At 66.6% G+C, this 24,354-nt stretch carries 21 protein-coding genes; 9 read left to right on the top strand and 12 right to left on the bottom strand.

From position 1 onward, the window contains the following. Window positions 1-8: 8 nt before the first annotated feature. Window positions 9-680: an HAD family hydrolase gene (locus DU478_RS09050; protein ID WP_114510629.1), complete on the top strand. Its 672-nt coding sequence runs from the start codon at window positions 9-11 to the stop codon at window positions 678-680. Continuing rightward, on the top strand, window positions 677-1,753 hold the full coding sequence (locus tag DU478_RS09055) for a methyltetrahydrofolate cobalamin methyltransferase (protein ID WP_114510630.1): 1,077 nt from the start codon (window positions 677-679) through the stop codon (window positions 1,751-1,753). Before DU478_RS09050 ends, DU478_RS09055 begins: the two co-directional genes overlap by 4 nt. A gap of 130 nt (window positions 1,754-1,883) precedes the next feature. Here DU478_RS09055 and mfd read toward each other — a convergent pair whose 3' ends face one another. Next, on the bottom strand, window positions 1,884-5,360 hold the full coding sequence (gene mfd, locus DU478_RS09060; RefSeq protein ID WP_114510631.1) for a transcription-repair coupling factor: 3,477 nt from the start codon (window positions 5,358-5,360) through the stop codon (window positions 1,884-1,886). A gap of 58 nt (window positions 5,361-5,418) precedes the next feature. After that, on the bottom strand, window positions 5,419-5,946 hold the full coding sequence (locus DU478_RS09065) for a component of SufBCD complex (protein ID WP_114510632.1): 528 nt from the start codon (window positions 5,944-5,946) through the stop codon (window positions 5,419-5,421). 134 nt (window positions 5,947-6,080) lie between these two features. Here DU478_RS09065 and hemB point away from each other — a divergent pair, with 134 nt between their 5' ends. Both hemB and DU478_RS09075 read left to right on the top strand, forming a co-directional pair. Beyond that, window positions 6,081-7,079, top strand: a complete 999-nt coding sequence (gene hemB, locus DU478_RS09070) for a porphobilinogen synthase (RefSeq protein WP_114510633.1) — start codon at window positions 6,081-6,083, stop codon at window positions 7,077-7,079. A 163-nt stretch (window positions 7,080-7,242) separates the two neighbouring features. Beyond that, complete coding sequence (locus DU478_RS09075; RefSeq protein ID WP_114510634.1) at window positions 7,243-7,800, top strand: lipid-binding SYLF domain-containing protein; 558 nt, start codon at window positions 7,243-7,245, stop codon at window positions 7,798-7,800. Window positions 7,801-7,970: 170 nt separating this feature from the next. Here the strand turns inward: DU478_RS09075 and DU478_RS09080 are convergent, their stop codons facing one another. Further along, window positions 7,971-8,240 carry an usg protein gene (locus DU478_RS09080; RefSeq protein ID WP_114510635.1) on the bottom strand — a complete coding sequence of 90 codons (270 nt, stop codon included), beginning with the start codon at window positions 8,238-8,240 and terminating at the stop codon, window positions 7,971-7,973. A 197-nt stretch (window positions 8,241-8,437) separates the two neighbouring features. On the opposite strand from DU478_RS09080, the gene gyrA reads away from it, so the two are divergent. Further along, window positions 8,438-11,200 (top strand): DNA gyrase subunit A, encoded by a 2,763-nt coding sequence (gene gyrA, locus DU478_RS09085; protein WP_199488312.1) that lies wholly within the window; start codon window positions 8,438-8,440, stop codon window positions 11,198-11,200. A 39-nt stretch (window positions 11,201-11,239) separates the two neighbouring features. Here gyrA and DU478_RS09090 read toward each other — a convergent pair whose 3' ends face one another. After that, a complete protein-coding gene (locus DU478_RS09090) occupies window positions 11,240-12,475 on the bottom strand; it encodes a GNAT family N-acetyltransferase (RefSeq protein WP_158545761.1) in 1,236 nt (411 codons plus the stop codon). Between the two features lie 339 nt (window positions 12,476-12,814). Between DU478_RS09090 and DU478_RS09095 the strand changes: the two genes are divergently transcribed. Beyond that, window positions 12,815-13,684, top strand: a complete 870-nt coding sequence (locus DU478_RS09095; protein WP_114510638.1) for a LysR family transcriptional regulator — start codon at window positions 12,815-12,817, stop codon at window positions 13,682-13,684. Between the two features lie 274 nt (window positions 13,685-13,958). Here the strand turns inward: DU478_RS09095 and DU478_RS09100 are convergent, their stop codons facing one another. The 3 genes from DU478_RS09100 to DU478_RS09110 are packed head-to-tail and all read right to left on the bottom strand — an operon-like array spanning window position 13,959 to window position 17,377. Then, window positions 13,959-15,434: a carboxypeptidase M32 gene (locus DU478_RS09100; RefSeq protein ID WP_114510639.1), complete on the bottom strand. Its 1,476-nt coding sequence runs from the start codon at window positions 15,432-15,434 to the stop codon at window positions 13,959-13,961. After that, entirely contained in the window at window positions 15,431-16,579 is a 1,149-nt protein-coding gene (ctaA, locus tag DU478_RS09105) for a heme A synthase (protein WP_114510640.1), read from the bottom strand. The genes DU478_RS09100 and ctaA overlap by 4 nt, the downstream gene beginning before the upstream one ends. 51 nt (window positions 16,580-16,630) lie before the next feature. After that, window positions 16,631-17,377 (bottom strand): RNA methyltransferase, encoded by a 747-nt coding sequence (locus DU478_RS09110; RefSeq protein WP_114510641.1) that lies wholly within the window; start codon window positions 17,375-17,377, stop codon window positions 16,631-16,633. 388 nt (window positions 17,378-17,765) lie between these two features. On the opposite strand from DU478_RS09110, the gene DU478_RS09115 reads away from it, so the two are divergent. Together DU478_RS09115 and DU478_RS09120 are read left to right on the top strand one after the other, a co-directional pair. Beyond that, window positions 17,766-18,398 (top strand): thiamine phosphate synthase, encoded by a 633-nt coding sequence (locus tag DU478_RS09115; RefSeq protein ID WP_114510642.1) that lies wholly within the window; start codon window positions 17,766-17,768, stop codon window positions 18,396-18,398. A 103-nt stretch (window positions 18,399-18,501) separates the two neighbouring features. Further along, window positions 18,502-19,122, top strand: a complete 621-nt coding sequence (locus DU478_RS09120; protein ID WP_114510643.1) for a YitT family protein — start codon at window positions 18,502-18,504, stop codon at window positions 19,120-19,122. 158 nt (window positions 19,123-19,280) lie between these two features. On the opposite strand, the gene DU478_RS09125 is transcribed toward DU478_RS09120, so the two are convergent. Continuing rightward, window positions 19,281-19,469, bottom strand: coding sequence for a DUF3553 domain-containing protein (locus tag DU478_RS09125; RefSeq protein WP_114510644.1), 189 nt, complete (start codon window positions 19,467-19,469; stop codon window positions 19,281-19,283). 24 nt (window positions 19,470-19,493) lie between these two features. Here DU478_RS09125 and DU478_RS09130 point away from each other — a divergent pair, with 24 nt between their 5' ends. Beyond that, entirely contained in the window at window positions 19,494-20,096 is a 603-nt protein-coding gene (locus DU478_RS09130) for a histidine phosphotransferase family protein (RefSeq protein WP_114510645.1), read from the top strand. A 69-nt stretch (window positions 20,097-20,165) separates the two neighbouring features. On the opposite strand, the gene DU478_RS09135 is transcribed toward DU478_RS09130, so the two are convergent. The 4 genes from DU478_RS09135 to DU478_RS09150 all read right to left on the bottom strand — a co-directional run bounded on the left by DU478_RS09135 (window position 20,166) and on the right by DU478_RS09150 (window position 24,243). Beyond that, window positions 20,166-21,431 (bottom strand): glutamate-5-semialdehyde dehydrogenase, encoded by a 1,266-nt coding sequence (locus DU478_RS09135; RefSeq protein ID WP_114510646.1) that lies wholly within the window; start codon window positions 21,429-21,431, stop codon window positions 20,166-20,168. A 59-nt stretch (window positions 21,432-21,490) separates the two neighbouring features. Next, window positions 21,491-22,597, bottom strand: a complete 1,107-nt coding sequence (proB, locus tag DU478_RS09140; RefSeq protein ID WP_114510647.1) for a glutamate 5-kinase — start codon at window positions 22,595-22,597, stop codon at window positions 21,491-21,493. Next, a complete protein-coding gene (gene obgE, locus DU478_RS09145; protein ID WP_114510648.1) occupies window positions 22,585-23,631 on the bottom strand; it encodes a GTPase ObgE in 1,047 nt (348 codons plus the stop codon). Before obgE ends, proB begins: the two co-directional genes overlap by 13 nt. Window positions 23,632-23,703: 72 nt before the next feature. After that, window positions 23,704-24,243: a GNAT family N-acetyltransferase gene (locus DU478_RS09150; protein ID WP_114510649.1), complete on the bottom strand. Its 540-nt coding sequence runs from the start codon at window positions 24,241-24,243 to the stop codon at window positions 23,704-23,706. Window positions 24,244-24,354: the final 111 nt, after the last annotated feature.

Below are 24,354 nucleotides of genomic sequence, written 5' to 3' on the forward strand. Positions count from 1 at the left end.
GCCGCCGCATGTCGCCTGCCCTGCTCTTCGATCTCGACGGCACGCTGCTGAAGTCGGACCCGCTGCACGTGGCGGTGTTCATCGACCTCTTTGCAGAGCGCGGCCGCGAGATCGACGAGGCGTTCTACATGCGCGAAATCCACGGCCGGCATAACCTCGACATCTTCGCCGAACTTTTCCCGGACGCGGATCCGCAAGAGATGTCGGACGCCAAGGAAGCCGCCTTTCGCGAGCGCCTTGGCACCGAGGCGGAGCCGATGCCGGGTCTCGTTGATCTGCTCGACCGCGCCGATGCGATGGGCTGGCCGCGCGCCGTCGTCACCAACGCTCCGCGCGACAATGCCGAGGCGATGCTGTCGGCCATCGGCCTGCGCGACCGGTTCGAGGTGCTGATCATCGGCGACGAATGCGAACGCGGCAAACCCGACCCGGCGCCCTACCGAGCGGCGATGGCGGCGCTTGGCGTCGATGCCGCCCAAAGCATCGCTTTCGAAGACAGCCCATCCGGGGTAAAAGCCGCGCAAGCCGCGGGCGCGCTCACCATCGGGCTGCGTTCGTCGCTGGACGACGCCGCCCTGCGCCGCGCGGGCGCCGACGCCAGCATCGCCGATTTCGCCGACCCCACGCTGCCCGGCCTCATAGCCCGGCGCGACACCACCCAAGGAGCACGCACCGCATGACCCGCACCACCGTTGAATCGAAAACGAAAACCGCCATCATCGGGTTCGATCAACCCTTCTGCGTGATCGGCGAACGCATCAACCCGACGGGCCGCAAGGTACTGGCGGCCGAGCTGGAGCAGGACGACTTTTCCCGCGTCGAAGCCGATGCCATCGCGCAGGTCGCTGCAGGTGCGACGGTGCTCGACGTGAACTCGGGCGCGGTCTTCTCCAACAAGATGGCCGAAGACCCGCGCTACGCCGACAACAACTTCGTCGAGCCGATGCTGATGCCGCAACTGATCAAGGTCGTGCAGTCCGTCGTCGACGTGCCGCTCTGCATCGACAGCTCGGTCCCCGGCGCGCTGGAAGCCGGGCTCGAGGCCTGCGAGGGCCGCCCGCTGCTGAACTCCGTCACCGGCGAGGAAGAGCGGCTGGAACTGGTGCTGCCGCTGGTCAAGAAATACAACGTGCCGGTGGTGGCGATCTCGAACGACGACACCGGGATTTCCGAAGATCCCGAGGTGCGCTTTGCCGTCGCCAAGAAGATCGTCGAACGCGCCGCGGATTTCGGCATTCCCGCCCATGACATCGTCGTGGACCCGCTGGTCATGCCGATTGGTGCGATGTCGACAGCCGGTTTGCAGGTCTTTACCCTGGTGCGGCGCCTGCGCGACGAACTGGGCGTAAACACCACCTGCGGCGCGTCGAACATCAGCTTCGGCCTGCCCAACCGGCATGGCATCAACAACGCCTTCCTGCCGATGGCCATGGCCTGCGGCATGACTTCGGCCATCATGAACCCCATCGCCCTGCCCGTCGGCCCCACCAAGATCGCCGAGAAGCGCGCCCAGGTCGAAGCGGCGGGCATCGTGCTGCCGCCCGACATGGACGACGAGGCGTTTTGCCAGATGTTCGGCCTCGGTTCGACCAAACCCACCGCGGGCAAGGAGATGGAGGCGATCCGCGCCGCCAACTTCCTCACTGACAACGATCCTTCGGGCGCCGACTGGATCAAGTTCAACCGCCTGCCGGGGGCGGCCGAGGGCGGCGCCGGGGGCCGTCGCGCCGGTGGACGCCGCCGCCGCGCCTGACCGGTCGGAGCCGGAATTCTCGAGAATTCCGGCCCGTTTTTCTCGAGAAAAACGGGCCCCCGCGGATCGCGCAGGGCCGAGAGTTTTCAGAAAACTCTCGGCAAAGCTTTTCTGAAAAGCTTTGCGCCCCTCACGCGTCCTTGCGGATCTTGATCGCGCCTGCCTTCTCGGCCAGGTCGCGGGCAATGGCAAAGGCGCCCTGGATCTTGTCGCGATCCTTTTTCCAGTCGCGGCGCACCACGATCTTGTTGTCCTTGACCTTGGCCAGCCCGTTCTGATCCTTGATGAACGCGACCAACCCCTCGGGCGAGGCGAATTTGTTGTTGTGGAACTGGATCACCGCGCCCTTGGGTCCGCCGTCGAGCTTGGCGATGCCCGCGCGCTTGCACATCGCCTTGATCCGCACCACCAGCAGCAGCGTGTTGACCTCGCGCGGCAGCGTGCCGAAGCGGTCGATCAGCTCCGCCGCGAAGCCTTCGAGCTCCACCTTGGTGGTCAGCGAGGACAGCCGCCGGTAGAGCCCAAGCCGCACGTCGAGATCGGGCACGTAATCCTCGGGGATCAGCACCGGCACGCCCAGGTTGATCTGCGGCGCCCATTGCTCGTCGGCCTCCGCCAGCCCCTCCATCTGGCCCGAGCGGATCTTGGCGATCGCCTCTTCCAGCATCGACTGGTAGAGTTCGTATCCCACGTCGCGCATCTGCCCGGACTGTTCCTCGCCCAGCAGGTTGCCGGCGCCGCGAATGTCCAGGTCCTGCGATGCCAGGGTGAAGCCCGCCCCCAGCGTGTCGAGCGACCCCAGCACCCGCAGGCGTTTCTCGGCCGTCGCCGTCAGTTTCTTGCGCGGCTCGGTGGTCAGGTAGGCATAGGCGCGGGTCTTGGACCGGCCCACGCGCCCGCGGATCTGGTAGAGCTGTGCCAGACCAAACATGTCGGCGCGGTGGATGATCATCGTGTTGGCCGTGGGGATATCGAGGCCGGATTCCACGATGGTCGTGGCCAGCAGCACGTCGTATTTGCCGTCGTAGAAGGCGTTCATCCGGTCGTCGAGCTCGCCCGCCGCCATCTGGCCATGCGCCACGAGGTAGCTGACCTCGGGCACCTGGTCGCGCAGGAAGTCCTCGATCTCGGGCAGGTCGCTTATCCGCGGCACGACGAAGAACGCCTGCCCGCCGCGGTATTTCTCGCGCAAGAGCGCCTCGCGCACCGTGACCGCGTCGAATTCGCTGACATAGGTGCGGATCGCCAGCCGGTCCACGGGCGGCGTGCCGATGATCGACAGGTCCCGCACGCCGGTGAGCGACAGCTGCAGCGTGCGCGGGATCGGCGTCGCGGTCAGGGTCAGTACATGGATGTCGGTGCGCAGCTGCTTGAGCCGCTCCTTGTGCGTCACGCCGAAGTGCTGTTCCTCGTCGATGATGAGCAGCCCAAGGTTCTGGAATCGCGTCCCTTTGGACAGGAGCGCGTGCGTGCCCACCACGATATCCACCGTGCCGCGGGCCATGCCATCGCGCGTGGCCTGCGCGTCCTTTGCCGAGACGAAGCGCGACAAGGGTCTGACCTGCAACGGAAATCCGCGGAACCGTTCGGCAAAGCCCTTGTAATGCTGCCGCGCCAGCAGTGTCGTCGGCGCGATCACCGCCACCTGCACGCCGGACATGGCGGCAACGAAGGCCGCGCGCATCGCCACCTCGGTCTTGCCGAAGCCCACGTCGCCGCAGACCAGCCGGTCCATCGGTTGGCCCGACTGCATGTCCGCCATCACGTCCTCGATGGCGCGCAGCTGGTCGTCGGTTTCCTGGTACGGGAAGCGCGCGGCGAAGGCATCCCAGGACCCCGGCGGCGGGTCCATGACCGGCGCCTTGCGCAGCGCCCGTTCGGCGGCGATCCGGATCAGCCGGTCGGCCATCTCGCGGATGCGCTGCTTGAGCTTGGCCTTCTTGGCCTGCCAGGCACCGCCGCCGAGCTTGTCCAGAAGCCCCTCTTCGTGACCGTAGCGGCTCAGCAGTTCGATATTCTCGACCGGCAGGTAAAGCCTTGATCCTTCGGCATATTCCAGCAGAAGGCATTCATGCGCGGCCCCGGCGGCGGTAATGACCTCCATGCCCTGGTAGCGCCCGATGCCGTGGTCCACATGCACCACAAGGTCCCCCGGCGACAGCGATTGCGTTTCGGTCAGGAAGTTCTCGGCGCGGCGGCGTTTCTTTGGCGCGCGGATCAACCGGTCGCCCAGCACGTCCTGCTCCGAGATCACGGTCAGGCGCTGCTTCCCATCCTCGCTCCAAGGTCCCTCGAAACCGTGCTCCAGCGGCCAGACCGCCAGATGCAATCCGCGCTTGCCAATGCGCGTGCCGTTGGGCACCGGTATGGCCTCGGCCAGACCCTCGTCCTCGATCAGCCCGGTCAGACGCTCCCGCGCGCCTTCGGAATAGGAGGCGATCAGCACCGGCCCCTCGGACAGCTTCGCCTTCACATGGGACGCCAAGGTGCCGAAAAGGCTGATGTTTTCCTGCTGCCGTTCCGGCGCGAAGTTGCGCCCGATCCGGCCGCCCGCATCCACGGCCCCCGGTCCCGGCGCCTGCGGCAGCGGGTTCAGTTGCAGCACACGCCGCGCGCCCAGAGCGGCCTGCCAGGCGGCGTCGTCAAGGTAGAGCAGACCCGGCGGAGCGGGTTTGTAGACCGTGTCGATCCGACCCTTGGACATCATCGCAAGCCGCCGCGTTTCGTACTGGTCGGCGATGGTGTCCCAGCGCGCCTGCCGTTGCGCCGCGCTCTGATCGTCGAGGAACACCGGCGCGTCTGGCAGGTAATCGAAGAGCGTTTCGAGCCGTTCGTGGAAGAACGGCAGCCAATGCTCGATCCCCTGGTGCTTGCGTCCGGCGCTCACCGCCTCGTAGAGCGGATCGTCGGTGCCCGCGGCGCCGAATTCGATGCGGTAGGTCTGCCGGAACCGGGTGATCGCCGCCTCGTCGAGGATGACCTCGCTGACCGGCGCCAGTTCCACCACCTCGAGCTTTTCCGTGGTGCGCTGGGTGGCGGCGTCGAAGCGGCGCGCGCCGTCCAGCACGTCGCCGAAGAGGTCGAGCCGCACCGGCCCGCCCTCGCCCGGCGGATAAATGTCGATGATACCGCCGCGAATGGCGTAGTCGCCGGGCTCCAGCACCGTCGGCGCCTGCGAAAAACCCATGCGCACCAGGAAGTTGCGCAACGCCTCCTCGTTTACCTGCCCGCCCACCGTGGCGGTGAAGGCAGCCTCGCGCAGCACTTCGCGCGCGGGCACCCGCTGGGTCGCGGCATTGAGCGTGGTCAGCAGCACGAATTGCGACGGCATACCGTGCACCAGCGCGGCCAGCGTCGCCATCCGCGACGCCGAGATGTCGGCATTGGGCGACACCCGGTCGAAGGGCAGGCAATCCCAGCCTGGGAAGGTCACCACCGGCATGTCGGGGGCGAAGAACGCGAGCGCCGCCTGCATCTGCACCAGCCGCTTGTCGTCGCGGGCGACATGCACGACCGGCCCTCCCGCGCGGGCGGCTTCCTTGAGGATGAGGCGGGCGTCGAACCCCTCGGGCGCGCCGCCCAGCAGAATGGGCTTGGTCTCGGGCATGGCGGGTCACATGGCGTCCTTTGCCCGGCGCGTCAAGCAGCCCCAAGGCGGCGCTACGTCACATCGCGAGGAAGCTCGACGACAGATTCTGGTACATCCCCCAAAGCGAGGTCACGAAGATCGAGATCATGCCGATGATCTGGGTCGCGACGCGCTGCCGCGAGAGCCGTTTGCAGAGCGCGTCTCCCTGCGCGCCCTCGTCGCGGATGCGCTGCGCGGTCGACACGCTCAGCAGGCCGACGATCGACATCGGGAACAGCAGGAAGAACACCGCTTGCGCCATCTCGACCCAGTAATAGAACCCCAGCACCGCAAGGCTGGTCACCACGAAGAACCCCAGCGCCAGCACCACCGAACCGGCCTCCGAGGCGATGAAGAGGATGCGGTTCACGTTGATGCGCACCATATCCTCGAGGTCAATCTCGGACTGGCCGCCATGCTTGCGCGCACGGCCCACCATGTCGAAGGGAACGCCCAGTACCCAGTGGCTGGCGCTCGACCACATCACCGCCAGCGCGATCCAGAACCACAGGTTCGAAAACGACCGCATGTCGATCACTTCGAAAACGATGAGATGCCAGTCCAACGCGCGGCCCTTCAGGTACTCACCGGCGCCACGGGGGCCGCCGTCTGCGGAACTCCGGGTGCCATGGCGCGGCAGCCCTTGAGAAGTTCGGCATTCCATGCCACCCAAAGATCGCGTTTACAAGGACCAAGCCGATGAAACCCACCATTGCCCCCTATCCCGCCACGCGGCTGCGGCGTCCACGCCGCACCCCGGCCCTGCGCGACCTGGTCCGCGAAACCACCCTGAGCCCGGGCGACTTCATCTGGCCGGTCTTCGTGCGCGATGGCGAAGGCGTCGAGGAGCCGATCCCCTCCATGCCCGGCGTGCTGCGCCGGTCGGTCGACAAGGTGGCCGAAGCGGCGGTCGAGGCGCATGCGCTGGGGATCCCGGCGATCTGCCTCTTTCCCTATACCGATCCGGCGCTCAAGACCGAGGATTGCGCCGAGGCCTGGAACCCCGAGAACCTTTCGAACCGCGCCACCCGCGCGATCAAGGCTGCGGTGCCGGGCATGGCGGTGATGACCGACGTGGCGCTCGACCCCTACAACATCAACGGACACGACGGCTTCGTGGTGGACGGCGAGGTGGTCAACGATGCCACCGTCGCCGCCCTCGTCCAGCAGGCGCTGAGTCAGGCCGAGGCCGGGGCCGACATCATCGGCCCGTCGGACATGATGGACGGCCGCATCGGCGCGCTGCGTACGGCGCTCGAGGCGGCGGGCCACAGCCATGTCTGCCTGCTGAGCTATGCGGCGAAATATGCCTCGGCCTTCTACGGGCCGTTCCGCGACGCGGTGGGCGCCTCCGGGGCGCTCAAGGGCGACAAGAAGACCTACCAGATGGACCCGGCCAACAGCGACGAGGCGCTGCGGCTGATCGAGCGCGACCTGACCGAAGGCGCGGACATGGTCATGGTCAAACCCGGCATGCCCTATCTCGACATCTGCCGCCGCGCCAAGGACACCTTCGGCGCGCCGACCTTCGCCTACCAGGTATCGGGCGAATACGCGATGCTGGCGGGTGCTGCGCAGAACGGCTGGGTCGACGGCGACGCGGTGATGCTGGAGTCCCTGATGGCGTTCAAACGCGCCGGCTGCGACGGCGTGCTGACCTATTTCGCCCCGGCCGCGGCGCGGCTCCTGAACGGCTGAGGACGCGGGCCGGGCACCGCACAGCGGCTCACGTCTGTGCGATCCCCCGCCTATGGGGGCGTTGAGGCGTGACAACCCCCGCATCTGGGGGTATTGTCACGGGACAACCGGCGGGACAGCCGGATCCGAGGCCTTGACGACACCCAATCGAAAGAGCGGTTCCATGACAGAATTCACACGACGCGGGCTGACGCTCGCATTGGGCAGCAGCGCCCTTCTCGCCGCCTGCGGCAACGGCATCGGCAGCCGTGGCCCGGCCACGATCGACGCGCGGGTCGACAGCACCCTTTCGCAACTCTTCACGCAATATCCCAACACCCGCGCGCTTCAGGCGAAATCCACAGGCATGCTGGTGATGCCGCTGGTGACCGAAGCCGGCCTGGGCCTCGGCGGCGGCTACGGCCGCGGCGCGCTGCGCGTGGGCGGCGCGACGGTGGACTACTACTCCACCACCAAGGCCAGCGCCGGCATCCAGATCGGCGCGCAGCAATATGCCCATGTGCTGTTCTTCATGACCGACGATGCGCTGATGAACTTCCGGCGCTCGCCGGGCTGGGCCGCGGGCGCGAACATCGAATACGCCTTCCCGGACCGGGGCGAGACGCTGGCAGCGGAAACCACCACGCAGCTCGCGCCGATCATCGCGGTGATCTTCGGCCAGTCCGGCCTGCGCGCCGGGGCGACGCTCGAAGGCGTGAAATACACCCGCATCATTCCCTGACCTTTAACCCTGGGGGTACTGTCGGACCGAGGGGCCAGCCCCTCGGGCTCCCCGAGGGGTATTGAGAACCAGAGAAGACAGGGGCGCGGCGCCTTGTCCTTCTCCGGTTTCCAATAACCCTCGGGGGAGACGCGGCCTGCCGCGACGGGGGCAGAGCCCCCGCGACCCTCTCAGTGATAGTGGAACTCTCCCACGATGTTGCGCCACTCGCCGCTCGACAGCATCTTGCGGTGGGTGTAGCGGACGGAATGCAGCGGCCCGTCGATGCTGTCCTGCCAGAACTCGATGAATTCGAAGAGTTTCGGGTGATCCGGCGCCAGGTCGTATTCCTGCCAGACGAAGGTGTTCAGGACGTTCTTGTAGTCGGGCATCCGGTAAAAAAACTCCGCGGTGGTGAGCCCGTAGCCCCGCAGCATCAGTTCCGTTTCACTTACCTGCATCGCGCATCCTCGCTGTTTCAGGATCCTCCCGCTGGAATCATGGCAAGCGGAGATTTACTTTTCAACAAAAACAGCATGTTAGCAGCCCCTCCCGGTGGCTGCCAGAAATGCGGCCCGCCCCGGCATTGCGCCCCATATCCTGCCTCTGATATAAGCAATTCAACAAGATATAGCAAAACGACGGACGGACAGGCCACGTGAGCGACACGCCAGAACCCCCTGAGAACATGGACGAAAACCGGCCCGAGCCGCCCCGGCATCACGGGCCGAGCATTTCCATCACCGAGGAAATGAAGTCGAGCTACCTCGATTACGCCATGAGCGTGATCGTCAGCCGCGCCATTCCGGATCTGCGCGACGGGCTCAAACCCGTGCACCGGCGCATCCTCTACGCCATGTACGAGACCGGCAACAGTCACGACAAGCCCTACCGCAAATCCGCCCGCCCCGTGGGCGACGTCATGGGTCAGTATCACCCGCATGGCGACTCTGCGATCTACGATGCGCTGGTGCGGATGGCGCAGGATTTCTCCATGTCTCTGCCGCTCTTGGACGGCCAGGGCAACTTCGGCTCCATGGACGGCGACAACGCCGCGGCCATGCGATACACCGAAGTGCGCATGGACAAGCCCGCCGCCTATCTTCTGGCCGATATCGACAAGGAAACCGTCGATTTCCAGGACAATTACGACGGAAAGCAGAAAGAGCCGACCGTCCTTCCCGCGCGCTTTCCCAACATGCTGGTCAACGGCGCGGGCGGCATCGCCGTCGGCATGGCGACCAATATCCCGCCGCACAACCTGGGCGAAGTGGTCGATGCCTGTCTCGCGCTGATCGAGGATCCGGACCTGAGCTCCGAACAGCTGATCGAGTATGTGCCCGGCCCCGACTTTCCCACCGGCGGCTACATGCTGGGCCGCTCCGGTGCGCGCAAGGCCTATCTCGAGGGCCGCGGATCGGTGATCATCCGCGCCAAGACCCGGGTCGAGGAGCTGCGCCGCGACCGCTGGGCCATCGTCATCGACGAAATCCCCTACCAGGTGAACAAGTCCACGATGATCGAGCGCATCGCCGAGGCGGCGCGGGAGAAGCGGATCGAGGGCATTTCGCATGTGCAGGACGAATCCGACCGCAACGGCGTGCGCGTCGTGGTCGAACTCAAGCGTGACGCCACCGCCGAGGTGGTGCTGAACCAGCTCTTCCGCTTCACGCCCATGCAGACCTCCTTCGGCTGCAACATGCTGGCCCTGAACGGCGGCCGCCCCGAGACCCTGACGCTGCGCCGCTTCCTCACCGCCTTCATCGACTTCCGCGAGGATGTCGTGGCGCGGCGCACCGCCTACCTGCTGCGCAAGGCGCGCGAGCGCAGCCATGTGCTGTGCGGCCTGGCCGTGGCAGTCAGCAACGTCGACGAGGTGGTGCGCACCATCCGGTCCTCGGCCGACGCCGCCGAGGCGCGGCAAAAGCTGATGGAGCGGCGCTGGCCCGCGCAGGAGATCCTGCCCTACATCAAGCTCATTGACGATCCCACCCATACCGCCAACGAGGACGGCACCTACAACCTGAGTGAAATCCAGGCGCGCGCCATCCTTGACCTGCGGCTGCAGCGCCTGACGCAGCTGGGCGTGAAGGAGGTCACCGACGAGCTGGAAGAGCTGGCCGGCAAGATCAAGGAATATCTCGAGATCCTGGGCTCGCGCGAGCGCATCATGGGCATCATCTCCGACGAGCTGCGCGAGGTGCGCGAGCTTTTCGCCGTGCCGCGGCGGACGGAAATCCTCGACTGGTCCGGCGACATGGAAGACGAGGACCTGATCGAGCGCGAGGACATGGTCGTGACCGTGACCCAGTCCGGCTACATCAAGCGCACGCCGCTGGCGGAGTTCCGCAGCCAGAAACGCGGCGGCAAGGGCCTGTCGGGCGGCGGCATGAAAGAGGACGACGTGGTCACCACGCTCTTCGTTGCCAACACCCACACGCAGCTGCTGTTCTTCACCACCGAGGGCATGGTCTACAAGCTCAAGACCTGGCGCCTTCCGCAGGGGGGTCGCACGTCCAAGGGCAAGGCCATCGTCAACATCCTGCCCATTCCCACGGGTGTGTCGATCGCGGCGATCATGCCGGTCGACCGGGACGAGAAAGACTGGGACGACCTTCAGATCGTTTTCGCCACCTCCAAGGGATCGGTGCGCCGCAACCGGCTGTCGGATTTCACCAACGTCATGCGCAACGGCAAGATCGCCATGAAATTCGAAGGCGAGGACGAGAACACACGGCTCATCAACGCGCGCATCTGTTCCGAGGATGACGACGTGATGCTGGTCACCAACTCCGGCCGGGCGATCCGCTTCCGGGTGCCGGACGTGCGTGTGTTCAACTCGCGCAACTCGACCGGCGTGCGCGGGATCAAGCTGTCCAATGGCGACGAGGTCGTGTCGATGTCGGTGATCCGGCACTTCACCGCGGAATCCGACGAACGCGCCTCGTACCTCAAGATGCGTCGGGCCATGGCGGGTCTTGCCGACGATGCCGAGACGACAGAGACGGATGAAGAGGAAGGCAATGCCAACGCGCCGCTGCCGCCCGAACGCTATGCCGAGATGTCGGCGGCCGAGAACCTGATCCTGACCGTCACCGCGGGCGGGCTGGGCAAGCTCAGCTCGAGCCATGACTATCCCGTGCGCGGGCGCGGCGGCATGGGTGTGACCGCCTGGGAGAAATCCATGCGCGGCGGCGACATTGTCGCCAGCTTCCCGGTCGAGATGGACGACCAGATCATGCTGGCCACGTCCAAAGGCCAGTCGATCCGGGTGCCGGTCGACGGCATCTCGTTCCGCTCGCGCAGTGCGGGTGGCGTCAAGGTGTTCAACACCGGCAAGGGCGAAGAGGTCGTGTCGGTCGCCTGGATCGCCGATCAGGGCGATCCGGACGAAGAGGATCTGCCGACGCCAGAGGCCTGATCGGTCACATTGGCCAAGCGCACCCCGTAGGGTGGGTTTTCAACCCACCGCCGCCCCGGCCTTGCGCAGCTGGCGCAGGGCCCGGGCCAGGTCTTCGGTCTGGCCACGCCGCAGCATCTGTTCGCAGCGGGCCAGCGCGGCGCCGGTCATGGCCGGATCGAAGACCCCGCCCGCGCGGCGTTCGATCACCAGGTTGCCCAGTTCCAGAGTCGAGGTGGCGTAGTGGAACTTGTAGGGCTCGGTGCCGTGGCCGAAGTCGTAGAGCGTTCCGCCGCGACCGATCACATCCTCGATGGCATGTGCATGCATCAGCAGGCCGAGGTCGATGGCCTGAACCTCGATGTCGCGCCCGGTGACCATGCAGTGATAGGCACCGCTCGCGGGGTCGATCACGAACCCCAGCGCGCCCACGACGCGGCCCTGGTGCCAGAGCGACGGCATGTACAGCAGGCCGAGGTCGCGGGCGCGGTCCAGCATCCGCCGGTACTTGGCCCCCACCGTCTCCAGCCGTTCCGGGCTGTTGGCCTCGCGCCAGCGCGCCGCCCAATGCGACAGCAGCGCATCGCGCACCTCTTCATAGGGCACCTCTTCCAATACCCGCGGCGTCACCTCGCCGCTGTCGAAATAGCGCCGCATGGTCTTGCGGATCTTCTTGCGGGTGTTGCGGCTCTGGCCTTCGAGATAGGTGTCGAAATCGCCGGGCAGCGCGATCTGCGGGCAGATCAGCTGATCGGTCTCGCCGCCGTTGATCCGGTGGTCGGGCCAGGTCACATCGAAAGCCGCCTGCCCCTCCATCGCACGGACAAAGCCGCGCAGGCGCCGACCGGTCGGCTCATAGCGCAGGGCGAAGGAGGTCCAGGGCTGCGCCGCCATATGATGGCCAAGCGCGTCGAGCGCCTCGGCCTCGCGATCGGGCGCGCAGAGAAACCCGGTATACTCGGTAAAGCACAGCCGTCCGGCGGCGGCGAAATGGGTCTGAAAGCGTTTCTGCGACCGGCTCCAGCGCAGTTGCACGCGCAGCGGCAGCGCCGCCAGCAGCCGGGACGGGTCGTGGGGATCGGTCAGCAGCTTGACGCACCAGTCGCCGGGGTTTTCCGCAAAGAGCCGCCGCAACCAGCCGAAACCGAGGAAAACGCCGGCATCCGGATCCTCGGCATGCAGCCGGTCCCAGGCGGGCCGGAGTGCATCGAAGGCGGCAAGTTCTCGAACGGTCGTGACTGCCGCCGCTGCGGAAACGGGGTGGACGGGTGGATGCATCGTGGCGGGTTTGGTCATGCGGCTTTCCTCTGCTGCGCGCAGAGCGTGGCACGACAATGTGGCGTGACTGCGCAGAAAATCGGGTGATCCGCAGGCCTTGGCCGCTCCGGCCCGGTCGGAACTGCTGCGCATAGCGCGTCTAGAAGGCCTTTTGGCACAGGGCAGAAAACCGCCTCATTACGCTGGGTTACACGTTTGTCTAAGGCACCGCGTATTGTGCAGCGGCTCCGATTGATGTAGAGATTTATGTTAGAAACAACTTTTCCTTGTATCCGTAGAGCGGATGTCGATCCGCTCTTTTTGCTTCCTGTCTCCGCAGCATGGAAGCTTCGGAGCAAACGATACAGGTGCGGAATAATGACCAATTGGGATGATCTTCGGTTCCTCGTCGCGGTCTCCAAAGCCGGCACGATGTCGGGTGCGGCACGGCTTCTGGGCACCAACACCGCGACCGTGTCCCGCCGTATAGAACGGCTGTCGGACACGCTGGGCACCCCCGCTTTTGTCAAGGCAGCGGACGGCTGGCAGCCGTCGCCGCAGGTCGCCAAGCTGATCCAGCTGGCACAGAACTTCGACGGCTTGCTGCAATCGGCCCTGAATGCCCGCGGCACCCATTCCGAGGCGGCGCCGGTGCAGATCAAGCTGGGCTGCTTCCCGATCGTGACCCGCGAAATCCTTGTCCCGGGGCTGGAGCGGCACGCCAAGGCGCTCACCGGCATCTCGATCTCGTTCCACGACCGCATCTTCGGCGACGGGCTTGGCGACCACGACATCGTCCTGCAACTCGGCGCGCCCTCGTCGGGGCGGGTCATCACGCGAAAGGTCGGCGCCTTCACCGTCCGGGTCTACGGCTACGGCAAGGCGGCGCCCGGCTCGGACTGGGTCGGACTGACCGAAGAGCATGACGCCCATCCGATCATGCGGACCGCACAGGCCTATTTCGGCAAACCGCCCCGGTACCGCACCGACAGCCTGCACGCGCTCAGCAGCATCATGCAGGCGACCCGGCTGCCGGGTCTGATGGCAGAGCAGACCGCGGCGCAGGATCCCGACTTAGCGGAACTCGATCCGGACCTGGCGCCGCAGGTGGCGGAAATCTGGATGCTGTACCACGAGTCGCGCCGCACCGATCCCGGCATTCGCCTCACCGCCGACTGGATTCTTCAATGTTTCCAGGATGCCGCAGACGATCTGCCCGAAACCACGGCCGTGCGAACCTGCGCCTAGCGACATTTCCGCAAAAGCGGATTTGTAAAGATCGCGCATTGTCTACACGTTAAAGGTGTGTCCTTCTGGCTTGGCATAGGAAAGCTACGCCCGGCGCCGGTCTCTACCCCCGGCGCCTGCGTCTGGACGGAATGGTTTCCCTGGCCCGTCCCTTCGACCCGGCGCGACCTTTCCGCTCCTTATCTCTGAACGGCGGTCCGGACCGCGGCCGGAGATCATGCGAACACCGTGACTGGCGCGCCCGAGTGGCGCGCCTTTTTTTCGCACGCCGGGATCAGAGCCCGTAAAGCGCGCCGAACTTCGCCTCGAGATACTCCAGCAGCGGTTTCTCAGACGGCTCCGCCCCACAGGCGCGCGCGATCAGGTCGCGCGGCGTGCAGAGCCCGCCGTGCTGCTGCACGGTGTCGCGCAGCCAGCCCGTCGCCTGCGCCAACTCTCCGCGGGCCAGCTGCGCATCGAGCTCAGGCACCGCGTCGCGCAGCGCCGCATGCAGGCAGCCGGCGTAGACATTGCCCAGAGTATAGGTCGGGAAGTAGCCGAAAAGTCCCACCGACCAGTGCACGTCCTGCAGCACGCCCTGCGACGGCCGCGTGACCGGAAAGCCGAAATCCGCCGCGAAACGGTCGTTCCAGGCGGCTTCCAGGTCCTCGACCTCGAGCGCGCGGGAAATCAGCGCGCGTTCCAGGTCGAACCGCAAAAGGACGTGCAGGTTGTACTGCACCTCGTCGGATTCGGTGCGGATGAAGCCGTTGTGCACGCGGTTCACGGCGGCATAGAACGCCTCTTCGTCGGCCACCCCGATATCCCCGAAGGCGTCCCGCATCTGACCGAAGAGCCAGCCGGTAAAGGCCCGGCTGCGGCCCAGCTGGTTTTCGTAGATCCGGCTCTGGCTTTCATGCACGCCCATCGACACGCCCTGCCCCAGAGGCGTCAGAAGGTAAGCCTGGTCGATGTTCTGTTCGTAACAGGCGTGGCCCACTTCGTGGATGGTGGAATAGAGGCAGTTGAACGGATCCTCGGGCGCGGTCCGCGTGGTGATCCGAACGTCGTTGCCAGAGCCCGAACTGAACGGGTGCACGGCCTTGTCGACCCGTCCTCGGCTCATGTCGTAGCCGAAGACCTTGGCGATCTGCCGCGTCAGCTTCATCTGCGCGCCTTCGTCGAAGGTGCCCTCCAGCCCCTTCGGCGCGGGTTTGTCGAGGATCGCCTCGCGCAGCGCCACGAGCCGCGGCCGCAGCGCGCCGAACATCGCTTCAAGCTCCGCCGCTTTCGCCCCCGGTTCGTAATCGTCGAGCAGCGCATCGTAGACGTCGCCACCGTCGGACAGCGCCGCCCCCTCTTCGCGGCGCAGGGCCAGCACCTCGCGCAGGATCGGCGCGAAGGCGGCGAAATCGTCCGCCGCCCGCGCCTCGGCCCATTGACCCTGCGCCTGGCTGGTGACGCGCGCAATCTCTGCCGCGAGCCGCGCCGGCACCTTGTTCGCGCGCTCGAAGGACCGCCGGATTTCGCGCAACTGCGCGCGGCCCGCATCGTCGAGCGTTTCCCCGTCGATCGCCGCCAGCCAGTCGCCGATGCGCGGATCGGTGCGGCGCGCGTGCAGCACGCCCTCCATCGCCGCCATCTCGTCCGACCGCTGGCCGGCGGCGCCGCGCGGCATCATCGTCTCCTGGTCCCAGCCCAGCCGCCCGGCCACCTGGCCAAGGGCGGCGGTGTCGCGGGCATGCCGCATGAGATCGTCGAATGCGTTCATGCCGCAGCCCCCCGAACCGATTGCGCCTTGGGATAGCCCGCGCCAAAGCGCGCGCGCAGGATCAGCACCCAGAGGATCACCGCCCCCACCTGGTGCAGGATCGCGATGTGCCAGGGCGCGCCGTACATCACCGTGACGATGCCCAGCACCATCTGCAGCAGCAGCATCGCCAGCACCGCGTTGAAGCGGAACCGCGTGTCACCATTGGGCGACTTGCGCGACCGTGCCCAGACCACCACGCCAAAGATCAGCAGCAGGTAGCCCGCCATGCGGTGCAGGAACTGCACCAGCGCGTCGTTCTCGAAGAAATTGCGCCAGAGCGGCTCGATCTCGAAGGGCGTCGGCGGAAAGAACCCGCCGCCCATGAGCGGCCAGTCGGTATAGTTGCGCCCGGCGTCGATCCCCGCAACCAGCGCGCCCAGCAATATCTGCAGAAAGGCAAAGTGCAAAAGCCCGGTGGACATGCCGAACAGCTTGCCCTCGCGCGACCGGCGCGTCTGCATCAGCACCCGCTCGGGCTGACCCAGCTGGAAGACATACCAGGCGATGAGCCCGAGGATGACGAAGGCGAGGCCCAGATGGGTGGCCAACCGGTAGCTCGCCACATCCAGCATCTCTCCGGTCAGGCCCGAGGCGACCATCCACCAGCCCACGGCGCCCTGCAGCCCGCCAAGCGCGCCAAGGCCCAGCAGGCGCATGGACCAGCCGGTCGGCATCTTGCGGGTCACGAGGAAGCCGATGAACCCCAGCGCCCAGACCAGCCCGATCACCCGGCCCAGCTGCCGGTGGCCCCATTCCCACCAGTAGATGAACTGGAATTCCTGCAGGCTCATGCCGCGGTTCTGTAGCTGATATTCGGGAATGGCGCGGTACTTGTCGAACTCCGCCGCCCAGGCCTCGGCGCTCATCGGCGGCAGTGCGCCGGTGACGGGGCGCCATTCGGTGATCGACAGGCCCGAATCCGTGAGCCGCGTCAGACCGCCGACCGCGATCATCACCATGACCAGCGCAAAGAGGATCATCAGCCAGACCCGCACCGCCCCGCGCGCGCCACCGCGGCCCTTGTCGATGACGCCGCCCGCGGGTTTCGCCGCCTCGGTCCTGGCCGTGCCCACCTCTTCGAAGATACTGCGCTTTCCGCTCATGCCATTCTCCATTTTGCGCGGAGACTAGGCCCGCCGTGGCAGGGCTTCAAGTCAGTCCCCGCGTGACTTCCAGCGCACCATTTGTCGCATCACCCCGTGCAGCATGCGCACATCCACCTGCGTCAGCGGCATCCGGCTCCAGAGGTTGCGCAGGTTGAGCTTCATGCTGCCGGCCTTGTGCGCGGGGAAAAAGAACCCCGCTTCCTCCAGCCGCTCCTCGTAATGCGACGCCAGCGCCGCGATCTCGGCAGTGCTGGCCCAGTCGGTGCCCGCCATCCCGACCTGCATGGCGTCGCCCGCCCCCTGCGCCCGGCGCCATTCATAGGCGGTCAGCAGAACGCATTGCGCGAGGTTCAGCGACGGAAACTCCGGGTTGACCGGCACCGTAATGAGCGCGTTGGCCACCGCCACGTCTGCATTCTCGAGCCCCGCCCGCTCCGGCCCGAAAAGCACCGCGACCTTCTGCCCGGCGCCCACCCGCGCCGCCGCATCGGCCATCGCCGCCTCGGGGCTGAACACCGGCTTGGTCAAGTCGCGGGTCCGCGCCGTGGTGGCATAGACGAACGTGCAATCGCCCACGGCCGCCTCGGTGCTGTCGAAAAGCTGCGCCTCGTCCAGAAGCCGCCCCGCGCCGCTGGCCATGGCATCCGCCTTCGGATTGGGCCAGCCGTCGCGCGGCGCGGTGATCCGCATCCGATCGAGCCCGAAATTCCACATCGCCCGCGCCGCCGCCCCGATGTTCTCGCCCATCTGCGGGCGGATCAGGACAAAGCTGGGCTGGGGAATGTCGGTCGGCATCGCGGTCTCTCCATCGGCGCCGCCGACCCATACGCCGCCCCTGTCCGCACCGCAAGAAGCGCCCTGTCGCGCCCCCCGGATCCCCACAAGCCCGCGCCGGGAATACGCGCCAAACATGAGGCACCTCCGTCACTTTCCCTACTTCCCGCGATATCGCATGCCGCATGCCCCACCCGTTCCCCCTTCATCTTGCCACCCGCAAGTTTTGCGTTGCAAAACTCGCGGTAAAACCTCCGGGGGTCCGGGGGGCTGGCCCCCCGGTTGTCCAGCGGTCCGGGGCCTGGCCCCCGGGTGCCGCGCCGACCAAAACTCCGTCGCGGCCCCGGATGGTCAATCACCGCAACCCGCGCTAAGACACACCGAACCGCGACGCCCCAAGGAGAGGCCCATGTCAGAGCCCGAGCAGCCGCAGATCTATCTTGTCACCCCGCCCGAATTCGATCTGGGCAGCTTTCCCGATCGGCTGGCCGCCGTGCTGGACACGCACGACATCGCCTGCCTGCGCCTCAGCCTCGCCACCCGCGACGAAGACCGCATCCTGCGCGCCGCCGATGCCTGCCGCGAGGTGGCGCACCGGTTCGACGTGGCGCTGGTCATCGACACCCATGTGGTGCTGGCCAAGCGGCTGGGACTCGACGGGGTGCATCTCGCGGACGGCGCGCGCTCGGTTCGGTTCGCCCGCAAGGAGCTGGGGCCCGACGCCATCGTCGGCGCCTTCTGCGGCACCTCGCGGCACGACGGCATGACCGCAGGCGAGGCCGGCGCGGATTACGTGAGCTTCGGCCCGGTCGGCGGCGGCGCGCTCGGCGATGGCAGCCAGGCCGATGCGGAGCTGTTCCAGTGGTGGTCCGAGATTGTCGAACTGCCGGTGGTGGCCGAGGGCGGGCTGGACGCGGATCACCTGCGCCGGCTCGCGCCGGTCACGGATTTCGTCGCCTTGGGCGAGGAAATCTGGCAGGCCGAAGACGCCTCGGCGGAACTCTCGGCGCTGATTGCCGCCATGGCCGGGGGCCCTGCCTGAAAAACCGGCATCGGCGGCAGGCGGGCCGGGAAATCGCGGGGACCGGGCGCACCGTCCCGGCTGCGGGCTTGACCCCGCCGCGGCCTGTCGCACTTGGTAACCCATGATCCTGCTCGATACCCCGCCGCCCGACCGTCACAGCCTTGCCGAGGACGTGCAGGGCATCCTGATCGGCACGACGCTGGTGGCGCTCGGCATCCAGTTCCTGCGCGCCTCCGAGCTGATCACCGGGCAGATCGCCGGCCTCGCGCTGATCGTAAGCTACCCCACCAACTGGAACTTCGGCGCCGCCTTCTTCGTCCTCAACCTGCCGTTCTACGCCCTGGCGATCCGGCAGATGGGCTGGACCTTCACGGTCAAGAACTTCATCGCCGTGACGCTGATGTCGAGCATGGTCGAACTGATGCCCTATGTGCTGACCATCAGCGAGCTGCACCCGGCGGTGGGGGCGGCGCTTTTCGGCATTCTTGCCGGGATCGGCCTGCTGTCTCTCTTCCGGCACGGCGCGACGCTGGGCGGCGTGGGGATCGTGGCGCTCTGGCTGCAGGACCGCAACGGCTTCAAGGCCGGCAACACGCAGCTGATCTTCGACGCGCTCGTCTTTGCCCTGGCGCTGCTGCTCTTTGCCCCCGACCGGGTCGCCTGGTCGCTGCTGGGCGCGGTGATCCTCAATGTGATCATCACCGTCAACCATCGTCGAGACCGCTATATCGCCAAGTCCTGAATACGGCCCGGCACCGGCACTTTGCCCTGCGCACAAGCTGCGTCCCCGGTGTCACAGACGCAGGATTTTCGGGCAATCGCCGTGAAAATCCTCGTGGCCGGACCCAAAGGCGCGCAACCATGGGCAGAGTTGGTTAATGGTTTCTAAAGGCTGCTGGCCTAGCTTCGATCCTCGTAGACGGGCAGCAACGCGACACGGGAGCCATCTATGACCACCTTCCCCTCCTCACGGAAATTCACCGTGATCCGGCCGTGGATATTGGATTGCACCTGGCCGCGCCCCCAATCGGGCCGGTCGGGGTGTTCGACGATCATCCCCGGCTCCAGCAACGCATTCATCTCGGTCATTTCCATCCCTTTCCGGAGCCTGACATGAGCTATGATAAAGACGCCCTGCCTGCATTGATAGGCTCGCGCATCTGTCACGATCTGATCAGCCCGATCGGCGCGATCAGCAACGGGCTGGAATTGCTCGGCATGAACAGCCAGACCGGCATGGGACCCGAGCTGGAGCTGATTCACGAAAGCTGCGCCCATGCAAATGCCCGGATCCGGTTCTTCCGAATCGCCTTCGGCGCTTCTGCGACCGAACAGCGGATCGGCCGGCATGAGGCAACGCAAATACTGACCGACATGGCGCGCAGCGGCCGGGTGCAGGCCGACTGGCGGGTCGAGGGCGATCTGCCGCGCGTAGACCTCCAGATGGCCTTCCTCGCGCTGCTCTGCGCCGAAACCGCCCTGCCGCTGGGCGGCACCGTCGGTTTCGACCATGGCCCGAGCGGCTGGACGATCACCGCTCAGGGGCCGCGTATCAACCGCGAAAACGGCCTCTGGGGCCTGTTCGACACCGGCGACACGCAGGGGGAACTGACCCCGTCGCGGGTGCAGTTCGCGCTTCTCGACACGCTGACCCGGTCCCTCGGGCGCCGCGTCACCGTGACCGAAACATCCGACGCGCTGATCCTGACGATCTGACGCCGGTCCGACGCGGTCCGGTCGGCTTCATCTCCCCGTCGGCTTGCCCTCGGGGTCGGCGTCGCGCGGTCAGCTGCGTAGCGTACCGTCGCCCACGACGATGTACTTGAAGCTGGTCAGCTGTTCGGCTCCCACCGGCCCGCGCGCATGCAGCTTGCCGGTGGCGATGCCGATCTCGGCGCCCATGCCGAATTCGCCGCCATCGGCGAACTGGGTCGAGGCATTGCGCATCAGGATCGCCGAATCCACCCGCTCGAAGAATCGCGCGGCCACCCCGTCATCCTCGGTCAGGATGCAATCGGTGTGATTCGAGCCGTAGCGCCCGATGTGGTCGATGGCGGCGTCGACGTCGTCGACCACCCGCGCGGCGATGATCATGTCGAGATATTCGCAGCCCCAGTCGCTGTCGGAGGCGCGGCTGGTGCCGGCAATAGCACTGAGCGTCTCGTCGGTGCGCACCTCGACACCGGCGTCGATCAGCGCCCGGATAACGCCCTGCCCGATGGTGTCCACCACGTCGCGGTGGATCAGCAGGCATTCCGCCGCGCCGCAGATGCCGGTGCGGCGGGTCTTGGCGTTGAGGATCACGTCCAGCGCCTTGACCGGATCGGCGTCGGCATCGACGTAAATGTGCACGATGCCCTCGAGATGGGCAAAGACCGGCACCCGCGCCTCGCGCTGCACGAGGCCCACCAGCCCCTTGCCGCCGCGCGGCACGATCACGTCGACATACTCGGTCAGCGTCAGCAGTTCGGACACCGCGGCGCGGTCGCGCGTCGGCACCAGCTGGATCGCGTCTTCGGGCAGACCGGCGCTTCGCAGGCCTTCGACGAGGCAGGCATGGATCGCGCCGGAGCTGTGAAAGCTCTCCGACCCACCGCGCAGGATCACCGCGTTGCCAGCCTTGAGGCAGAGCGCGCCGGCATCGGCGGTCACGTTGGGGCGGCTTTCGTAGATCACGCCGATCACGCCAAGAGGCGTGCGCACGCGCTTGATGTGCAGCCCGCTGGGACGGTCCCATTCCGCCATGACGGAGCCCACCGGATCGTCCTGCCCCGCGATGGCGCGCAGCCCCTCGACGATGCCCTCGATCCGCGCCTCGGTCAGCAGCAGCCGATCCAGCATCGCGTCGGACAGGCGCTTGTCGCGACCGAACTCCATATCCTTGGCGTTGGCCTCGACGATGGCGGCGCGCCGGGCCCAGACGGTGTCGGCGGCGACGCTCAGCGCCTCGCGCTTGGTCTCGGCCGGGGCATAGGCCAGCGTCGCGGCGGCGGCCTTGGCGCGCGCGCCGATGTCCTGCATCATAGTGGCGATATCGGTCTGGTCTTTCATGGCATCGCTCCTCGGGTTGGATCGTATCGGCGGGGACGTGACGGGTTCACGCCATCATATCACAGGACCATGTCGTCCCGGTGGATGAGGACAGCCCGGCCCGGATAGCCGAGGATCTCCTCGATTTCAGAACTCTTGTGGCCGCGGATCGCCGTGGTTTCGGAGGCGGTATAACGCACGAGTCCCTGCCCCAGCGCCGCGCCGTCAGCCGCCTCGATGGCCACCGGATCGCCGCGGCCGAAACTGCCCGAGACCGCCGCGACCCCGGCGGGCAGCAGGGATTTGCCCTGTTTCAGCGCTCGCGCCGCGCCCGCATCGATGCGGATGACCCCCTGCGGCTTCATCGCCGCGATCCAGCGCTTGCGCGCGAGATGCGGGTCGAGTTGCGGGGTGAACCAGGTGGCGTTGGCACCGTTTTCCAGCGCCGTCAGAGGGTTGAGCACCGATCCTTCGGTGATCGCCAGCGCGCAGCCCGACGCGGTGGCGGTCCGGGCCGCCATCAGCTTGGTCTTCATGCCGCCCTTGGACAGCCCCGACCCGGCATCTCCGGCCATCGCCTCGATCTCGGGGGTGATGTCGTCGATGGTGTCGTAGCGGTGCGCGGCCGCGTCCTGTTGCGGATTGGCGCTGTAGAAGCCGTCGACGTCCGACAGCAGGATCAGCTGATCGGCGCCCACGGTGACCGCGACCTGTGCGGCCAGCCGGTCGTTGTCGCCGTATCGGATCTCGTCCGTGGCCACCGTGTCGTTCTCGTTCACGATGGGCACGACACCGAAGCCCAGCAGCGTCTGCATTGTCGCGCGGGAATTGAGGTACCGCCGGCGGTCGGCGGAATCCTCAAGCGTGACAAGCACTTGCGCGGTGGTGATGGCATGGGGCGCCAATGCTTCTTCCCAGGCGCGGGCCAGGCGAATCTGTCCCACCGCCGCCGCCGCCTGGCTTTGTTCGAGCGGCAGCACCGTCGCGGGCAGGCCCAGCACGCCGCGCCCCAGCGCGATGGAGCCCGAGGACACCAGGATCACGTCGGTGCCGCGCGCCTTGATCCGCGCCACGTCCTCGGCCATCGACCGCAGCCAGTCGGCGCGCAGCGCGCCGGTTGTCCGGTCGACAAGCAGAGCCGAGCCGATCTTGACGACCAGCCGTTTGGCGTCGCTCAGGGCTGCCACGGCGCATCCTCCTCGCCGGTATCCTCCTCGGCCTTGGTCCGCAGGCGCGAATCGTCGATCTGCGCGCGCAGGGCCCGCAGGACTTCGGTCAGCCCCTCTTTGGACACGCCGGACATCAGGTAGACCTTCTGCTGCGCCGCCTCTTCCAGTTCCTCGCGCAGGAAGGCGCGTTCCTCGTCGTCGAGCGCGTCGATCTTGTTCAGCACGGTGACCCGCGGCTTGTCGGCCAGGCCCGCGCCGTAGGCGTCAAGCTCGGCAATGATGGTATGATAATCCTCGATCAGCGTGCCCGAGGTGCCGTCCACTAGGTGCAACAGCACCGCGCAACGCTCCACATGCCCAAGGAACAGGTCGCCCAGCCCCCGGCCTTCGTGCGCGCCTTCGATCAGGCCGGGAATGTCCGCGACCACGAATTCGACGTTGTCGACGCCGACAACGCCGAGGTTCGGGTGCAGCGTGGTAAAGGGATAGTCCGCGACCTTGGGCCGGGCATTCGACGTGGCGGCGAGGAAGGTCGACTTGCCGGCGTTGGGCAGGCCCAGCAGACCCACGTCGGCGATCAGCTTCAAACGCAGCCAGATCGTGCGCTCAACCCCCGGCTGGCCGGCATTGGCCCGGCGCGGTGCCTGGTTGGTGGCGGATTTGAAATGCAGGTTGCCCCAGCCGCCGTTGCCGCCCTTGGCCAGCAGCACCCGCTGGCCCAATTCGGTCATGTCGGCAAGCACCGTCTCTTCATCCTCGTCGAGGATCTCGGTGCCCACGGGCACCCGGAGTACAATGTCCTCGCCGGTCTTGCCGGTGCGCTGGCGGCCCATGCCGTGCTGGCCGTTGTCGGCAAAGAAATGCTGCTGGTAACGGAAGTCGATCAGGGTGTTGAGCCCGTCCACCGCCTCGGCCCAGACATCGCCGCCATCCCCGCCATCCCCGCCGTCGGGCCCGCCGAATTCGATGTATTTCTCGCGGCGAAAACTCACCGCACCGCCGCCGCCCGAGCCCGAGCGGATGTAGACCTTGCAAAGATCGAGGAATTTCATGGTCGTCCGTCCTGCGCCTGCGGCGTCCTGCGTCTGCGAATTGAACCGCGTGACCGCCGCGCGCAGCGACGGTCAGCGCAGTTTCTTGAGATATGTCCACGTGGGCACGCAGGTGTTGCGCGCCACGCTAAAGGCTTCGGCATCGCCGATATAGGCAAAACCGCAGTTTGTCAGCACCCGCGCCGAGGCCTGATTGTCCTGGAAGACGCTGGCGAACATCGTCGCGTCACCCAGCGGGTTGGCATCGACCAGCGCCTTCACCGCATCCGAAGCCAACCCGGTGTTCCAGAACGGCGGCGCCACCCAGTAGCCGATTTCCGACTGCGCCCGGTCCATGCGCACGAGCGAAATCAGCCCCATCACCTCGGCCGAGCCGATCTTGGTGCCGTCCATCGCCCAGACTTCTTCGTTGCGCACCGGAGCCATCGCGCGGGCGATGTAGGCTTCGGTCGTGCCCGGTGGCAGCGGATGCGGGATCGCCTGGGTCATGGACGCCACGCGCACATCGGCGCTGTAATGCGAAATCAGCCCCGCATCGGATTTGCGCAGCGGGCGCAAGTCAAGGCGGTCGGTGCTGACCGTGGGCTGCTGAACGGGCGTGTCGATGCTCATGTGGCTCTCCTCAAACACACTTGCTGCCGAAAGTCCGCGGGCTCCTCCTCCCTCGGCTCGGCCTTTAATAACGCGTGATGCAGTCATCGGGGTCCGGACGCTCCGGAAAAA

The sequence above is a fragment of the Thalassococcus profundi genome, from assembly GCF_003344785.1.
Lineage (GTDB): Bacteria > Pseudomonadota > Alphaproteobacteria > Rhodobacterales > Rhodobacteraceae > Puniceibacterium > Puniceibacterium profundi.

Excerpts from the sequence above, each read along its gene's own strand:
- DU478_RS09050 (WP_114510629.1), top strand. The coding sequence starts at position 9 with ATGTCGCCTGCCCTGCTCTTCGATCTCGACGGCACGCTGCTGAAGTCG.
- DU478_RS09120 (WP_114510643.1), top strand. The coding sequence starts at position 18,502 with ATGATCCTGCTCGATACCCCGCCGCCCGACCGTCACAGCCTTGCCGAG.
- DU478_RS09150 (WP_114510649.1), bottom strand. The coding sequence starts at position 24,243 with ATGAGCATCGACACGCCCGTTCAGCAGCCCACGGTCAGCACCGACCGC.
- mfd (WP_114510631.1), bottom strand. The coding sequence starts at position 5,360 with ATGCCCGAGACCAAGCCCATTCTGCTGGGCGGCGCGCCCGAGGGGTTC.
- DU478_RS09075 (WP_114510634.1), top strand. The coding sequence starts at position 7,243 with ATGACAGAATTCACACGACGCGGGCTGACGCTCGCATTGGGCAGCAGC.
- DU478_RS09125 (WP_114510644.1), bottom strand. The coding sequence starts at position 19,469 with ATGACCGAGATGAATGCGTTGCTGGAGCCGGGGATGATCGTCGAACAC.
- ctaA (WP_114510640.1), bottom strand. The coding sequence starts at position 16,579 with ATGAGCGGAAAGCGCAGTATCTTCGAAGAGGTGGGCACGGCCAGGACC.
- DU478_RS09080 (WP_114510635.1), bottom strand. The coding sequence starts at position 8,240 with ATGCAGGTAAGTGAAACGGAACTGATGCTGCGGGGCTACGGGCTCACC.
- hemB (WP_114510633.1), top strand. The coding sequence starts at position 6,081 with ATGAAACCCACCATTGCCCCCTATCCCGCCACGCGGCTGCGGCGTCCA.
- DU478_RS09115 (WP_114510642.1), top strand. The coding sequence starts at position 17,766 with ATGTCAGAGCCCGAGCAGCCGCAGATCTATCTTGTCACCCCGCCCGAA.
- DU478_RS09110 (WP_114510641.1), bottom strand. The coding sequence starts at position 17,377 with ATGCCGACCGACATTCCCCAGCCCAGCTTTGTCCTGATCCGCCCGCAG.
- DU478_RS09095 (WP_114510638.1), top strand. The coding sequence starts at position 12,815 with ATGACCAATTGGGATGATCTTCGGTTCCTCGTCGCGGTCTCCAAAGCC.
- obgE (WP_114510648.1), bottom strand. The coding sequence starts at position 23,631 with ATGAAATTCCTCGATCTTTGCAAGGTCTACATCCGCTCGGGCTCGGGC.
- DU478_RS09090 (WP_158545761.1), bottom strand. The coding sequence starts at position 12,475 with ATGACCAAACCCGCCACGATGCATCCACCCGTCCACCCCGTTTCCGCA.
- DU478_RS09055 (WP_114510630.1), top strand. The coding sequence starts at position 677 with ATGACCCGCACCACCGTTGAATCGAAAACGAAAACCGCCATCATCGGG.
- DU478_RS09135 (WP_114510646.1), bottom strand. The coding sequence starts at position 21,431 with ATGAAAGACCAGACCGATATCGCCACTATGATGCAGGACATCGGCGCG.
- DU478_RS09130 (WP_114510645.1), top strand. The coding sequence starts at position 19,494 with ATGAGCTATGATAAAGACGCCCTGCCTGCATTGATAGGCTCGCGCATC.
- DU478_RS09100 (WP_114510639.1), bottom strand. The coding sequence starts at position 15,434 with ATGAACGCATTCGACGATCTCATGCGGCATGCCCGCGACACCGCCGCC.